The organism is Streptomyces sp. NPDC060198, from assembly GCF_042728415.1.
Taxonomy (GTDB): Bacteria; Actinomycetota; Actinomycetes; order Streptomycetales; family Streptomycetaceae; genus Streptomyces.
The window spans coordinates 1-4,695 of record NZ_JBHWZJ010000473.1 but is presented as its reverse complement, the minus strand read 5'-3'; the positions used below and the strand labels follow the sequence as shown (position 1 = coordinate 4,695).

Annotated in this window: 6 protein-coding genes; all 6 read left to right on the top strand. The window is 71.0% G+C overall.

The features are described 5' to 3' along the window. The first annotated feature begins 115 nt into the window (after positions 1 to 115). The 6 genes from ACFWEP_RS31890 (at position 116) to ACFWEP_RS31865 (ending at position 4,641) form a co-directional block, all read left to right on the top strand. Positions 116 to 760, top strand: a complete 645-nt coding sequence (locus ACFWEP_RS31890; RefSeq protein ID WP_387375356.1) for an HAD family hydrolase — start codon at positions 116 to 118, stop codon at positions 758 to 760. A 41-nt stretch (positions 761 to 801) separates the two neighbouring features. Then, positions 802 to 2,007 (top strand): MFS transporter, encoded by a 1,206-nt coding sequence (locus tag ACFWEP_RS31885; RefSeq protein WP_387375354.1) that lies wholly within the window; start codon positions 802 to 804, stop codon positions 2,005 to 2,007. Further along, a complete protein-coding gene (locus tag ACFWEP_RS31880; protein ID WP_387375352.1) occupies positions 1,976 to 3,148 on the top strand; it encodes an acetoin utilization protein AcuC in 1,173 nt (390 codons plus the stop codon). The genes ACFWEP_RS31885 and ACFWEP_RS31880 overlap by 32 nt, the downstream gene beginning before the upstream one ends. A gap of 127 nt (positions 3,149 to 3,275) precedes the next feature. Further along, positions 3,276 to 4,091 (top strand): phosphatase, encoded by an 816-nt coding sequence (locus ACFWEP_RS31875; protein WP_387375358.1) that lies wholly within the window; start codon positions 3,276 to 3,278, stop codon positions 4,089 to 4,091. 128 nt (positions 4,092 to 4,219) lie between these two features. Next, a complete protein-coding gene (locus tag ACFWEP_RS31870) occupies positions 4,220 to 4,432 on the top strand; it encodes a helix-turn-helix domain-containing protein (protein WP_014046653.1) in 213 nt (70 codons plus the stop codon). A 110-nt stretch (positions 4,433 to 4,542) separates the two neighbouring features. Then, a complete protein-coding gene (locus ACFWEP_RS31865) occupies positions 4,543 to 4,641 on the top strand; it encodes a 30S ribosomal protein bS22 (protein WP_003948845.1) in 99 nt (32 codons plus the stop codon). The last annotated feature ends 54 nt before the right edge of the window (positions 4,642 to 4,695 follow it).

Sequence of the window (4,695 nt, the reverse complement as noted above, 5' to 3'; positions counted from 1 at the left end):
GTACTGCAGGGGGGACCCTGTGGGAGAGTAGGACGCCGCCGAACAATTTTTCCGGGAGACCCCCGTGCCTTGTGGCACGGGGGTTTTCTGCGTTCTGAGCGTCTAGGCTCGAACCATGCGCTACGAACTGGTCATCTTCGACAACGACGGCGTGCTCGTCGACAGCGAGCCGATCTCCAACACGATCCTCGCCGCGTACCTGACCGAGCTCGGTCACCCCACCACGTACGAGGAATCCCTCCGCGACTACATGGGGTCCGCCGTGCACCGGGTGCACGATCTGGTCCTGGAGCGTACGGGCGGGAAATTGCCCGACGACTTCGAGACGACGCTCAACGCCCGGCTGTTCGCCGCCTTCCAGGAAGAGCTCGTCGTCGTCCCCGGAGTCGAAGACGTGCTGGAGGCGCTCGTCGCGGAGGGAGTGGACTACTGCGTGGCCTCCTCCAGCAGCCACGAGCGGATTCGGGTCAGCCTCCAGAAGGCCGGCCTCGACCAGTGGTTCGAGGAGGAGTGGATTTTCAGCGCGGAGGACGTCGGCCGCGGGAAGCCGGCGCCGGACCTGTTCCTCCACGCGGCGCGCTCGATGGGCGTCGCCCCCGAGCGGTGCGTCGTGATCGAGGACAGCCCGCTCGGCGTCGAAGCGGCGCGCGCGGCGGGGATGGACGTCTACGGCTTCACCTCGATGATGCCGGCCGACCGGCTCACCGGAGTGACCGGGCACTTCTCCGACATGGCCCAACTCCCCACATTGCTCGCCTGATCCGTCTACCCACGGGTAGATCTGGGCCCTACGCTCCCGCCATGACAGAAGCGCGGTTGCGGTACGGCAGGGGTTCGTTGGCGTTCAGCTTCTTCGTGCAAGGGGTGACCTTCGCACTGCTGGTGACGCGTATCCCCGCCATCCAGGACCAGTACGGGATATCCGACGGGCTGCTGCCCGTCTTTCTGGCCGCCGTGCCGATCCTCGCCGGGGTCGGCAGCGTGGTCACCGAGAAGGTGGTCGCGCGGGTGCGGCCCGGGACCGTCCTGCGTTGGGCCCAGCCCTTCGTCATGCTGGCCCTGCTCGGGGTCGGCGCGGGCGACGCGGTGTGGCACGCGGCCGTCGCGCTCGCTCTCTTCGGGCTCTCCGTGGGGGCGCTCGACGCGTCCATGAACATGATGGGCGTCAGCCTCCAGCGGGCTTACGGCCGCAGCATCATGCTCGGCTTCCACGCGGTGTTCAGTCTCGGCGGGATCGTCGGGGCCTCGCTCTCCTGGGTCGGGGCGCACGGGGACCTCTCGCTGCTCGTCTCGTATCTGCCGGCGGTCGTCGTCCTGCTGCCCGCCGCGCTGATCGGCAGCCGTTGGTACACGGAGGGCGGGGCGAAGGGCGAAGAGGCCGAGGACGCCGGCGGGGCCGCGGCGGCCTCCGTGTCCTTCCGGCTGCTGCTGCCGCTCTGCCTGGTGATGTGCTTCGCGTACATAGGGGACTCGACGGTCTCCAACTGGAGCGCCAAGTACCTCCAGGACGTGCTGGGGAGTTCGGAGCAGCTGTCGACGGTCCCGTACAACGTGTACATGGTGACGACGCTGCTGGGGCGGGCCGTGGGGGACTACGGGGTGCGGCGGATCGGGGCGGCGGCCGTGGTGCGGCTGGGTTCGGTGGTGGCGGCCGTCGGATTCGGGGTGGTGGCGGTGGCGCCGGGCGCGTGGGCCGGGATGGCCGGGTTCACCCTTCTCGGGCTCGGGCTCTGCGTGATCGTGCCGCAGACCTTCGCGGCCGCCGGGCGGCTGTTCCCCGGTGCCAGCGACGTCGCGGTGGCCCGGCTGAACATCTTCAACTACGTCGGGTTCCTGGTCGGTTCGCCGCTCGTGGGCGCGCTCGGCGACGCCTGGAACTACCGCGGAGCGATGCTGGTGCCGATGGTCCTGGTGCTGGTGACGCTCGTGTACGCCCGGTCGTTCGGCGGGGACGGCGCCCGATACGGTGGCGGGCATGAGCGGGCGCGCACGGTTGATGTGGGATGACGCGGTAACGGGATACGACTTCGGGCGTGGCCATCCGATGGACCCGGTCCGACTGGCCCTGACGATGGGGCTGGTACGGGCGTTCGGGTTGGACGGGGCCGTGGACGTGCGTTCGGCGAAGGCCGCGGGCGACTCGACCCTGCGGCTGGTGCACCGGCCGGACTACGTGGCGGCGGTACGGGCCGCCTCGGCCGATCCCCTCGCCGCCGACCGGAACTACGGGCTCGGCACCACCGACGATCCCGCCTTCGCGGGGATGCACGAGGTCTCCGCGCTCATCGCCGGGCTCTCCGTGGGCGCCGCCGAGGCCGTGTGGCGGGGCGAGAGCGACCACGCGGTGAACTTCACCGGCGGTCTGCACCACGCGATGCCCGGGGCCGCCGCGGGGTTCTGCGTCTACAACGATCCGGCGCTCGCCATCGCCCGGCTGCTGGAGCTGGGCGCCGAGCGTGTCGCCTACGTGGACGTGGACGTGCACCACGGCGACGGGGTCCAGGCGGCGTTCTGGGACGATCCCCGGGTGCTGACCGTGTCGCTGCACGAGCATCCGCGCGCGCTCTTCCCGCACACCGGCTTCCCGCAGGAGACCGGCGGTCCGGCGGGCGAGGGCGGGGCGGTCAACGTCGCGCTGCCGCCCGGGACGGGCGACGCGGGCTGGCTGCGGGCCTTCCACGCGGTGGTGCCGGAGCTGATCGCCGACTTCCGCCCCCAGGTGCTGGTCAGCCAGCACGGGACGGACACCCACTTCGACGACCCCCTCGCCCATCTGGCGGTCACGCTGGACGCGCAGCGGGCCGTGATGGAGGCGTGCCACGAACTGGCGCACGCGCACGCGGAGGGCGGGCGGTGGGTGGCGCTGGGCGGCGGCGGGTACGCGGTCGTCGACGTGGTGCCGCGCTCCTGGACCCACCTCGTGGGGATCGCGGCGCACCGGCCGGTCGACCCGGAATCGGTGATCCCGGCGTCCTGGCGGGACGAGGTGCACGCCCGCACCGGGCAGCCGGGCCCCCAGCGGATGACGGACGGCCGCACCCCCCTCTGGCAGTCCTGGGAGTCCGGTTACGACCCCGTGGACCGGCTCGACCAGGCGGTGCTGGCGACGCGTCGTGCCGCGTATCCGCTGCGCGGGCTGCTCGCCTGAAGGAGGCCTGTGCACACGGCGCCTGACGGTTCGTCGGGCGTTGCGGCCGGTCCGCGCGTTACGCCAACGGTGGTGCGGCTCGCGGGTTTTGGTTCCTGCGGGAGGCTCGTACGGAAGCATGGCACGGGTGTTGAGCACCGGGGCGCTGCGCGCCCACCTGCTGGCGGCCCGGTTGGCGGGGCCCGTCGCCACCTCGCGCGAGAACAGCCTGCGCAGCTACCGGCTCTTCGCCGCCGGAGACCCGCGGGTGACCCTGGGGGTCCGCCCGGAGAGGGCCTGGGGCGCGGGGGAGGTGCTCGGGCTGATGGCCGAGAGGTGCGGGGTGTCGGGTGATCCCGGGCGGGTGACGGGTGGGGACACGATCGACCCGGAACGCACCCTCGCGCGGCTGGACGCGTTCGCCGCCCGGCTCGCCGAGGCAGCCGCGCGGCGCGCACCGGTCCTGTTCGGTACGGGGCACCCCGAGCGGCTGACCGGCTTCTACGCAGGGCTGGCAGACGCCCTGTCGGCGGCCGGCTGTACGGTCCTCACCCCCGCATGGGGCCGTCGTGTCGACATAACGACTCGATTCGGCGTACGTCCGTACCGGCTCGATTACGTACGCGGGGTCGCGTTCGTGCGGGAGCCCGGTGCACGCGGCACGAGCGGGGGAGCCGGGGCGCACACCCACTCCCCGCTGCCCGTGCGAGCCGTGCTGGAGAGCGCCGCGGAGGAGTCCGGTGGGCTGCCCCGGCTGGTGATCGGCGACCACGGATGGGCCTGCGGTGCAGGTCAGCTGGGCATCGAGGCCATGGGGCCGGCCGACGTGAACGACCCGGCGCTCTTCGTCGGCGAGGCGGAGGGGCGGGTCTCGGTCGCGGTGCCCCTGGACGATGCCGTGGCGGCGGAGCACTACCTGCCGGTGACGCGCTATGTGCTCAATCGGGCCCGTCTGTCACAGTAGGCGGCCGATCGCCTCACCTCTTCCCCACTCGCATCACCCGCCCCTAATCTGGGCAGTGAGCGCACAACGACGAAGAGTCACCGGAGGGGAAGCCGGTGCGCGTCGCCTGCGGAAGGTACAGGTGGGTCATGGCTGCTGGCAGCGAGAGACCTCTGAACGAGGTCAAGTTTCTGACCGTGGCGGAAGTCGCCTCGGTCATGAGAGTGTCGAAGATGACCGTGTACCGCTTGGTGCACAGCGGTCATCTGCCGGCGATCCGGGTGGGCAGGTCGTTCCGGGTGCCCGAGCAAGCGGTTCACGAGTACCTCCGCGAATCCTTTGTGGGGGTCGAGTCGGCCTGACGTCTTTCCCTCGGATTACGTCCCTCACCAAGTGACGGGTAGGCTAGGCCGACGTAGGTCGTGTGGGCCCAGACGCCCCGCACCAGGATGAGAAGTGAGCGAGGGTAGTCGTGGGCTCTGTTATCAAGAAGCGGCGCAAGCGGATGGCCAAGAAGAAGCACCGCAAGCTGCTCAAGCGTACGCGCGTTCAGCGTCGCAACAAGAAGTAGCAGCGCGGCGCGGTCACGCGCCTGCTGCCGCAGGAGCCCGGAACCCTCAGGGGT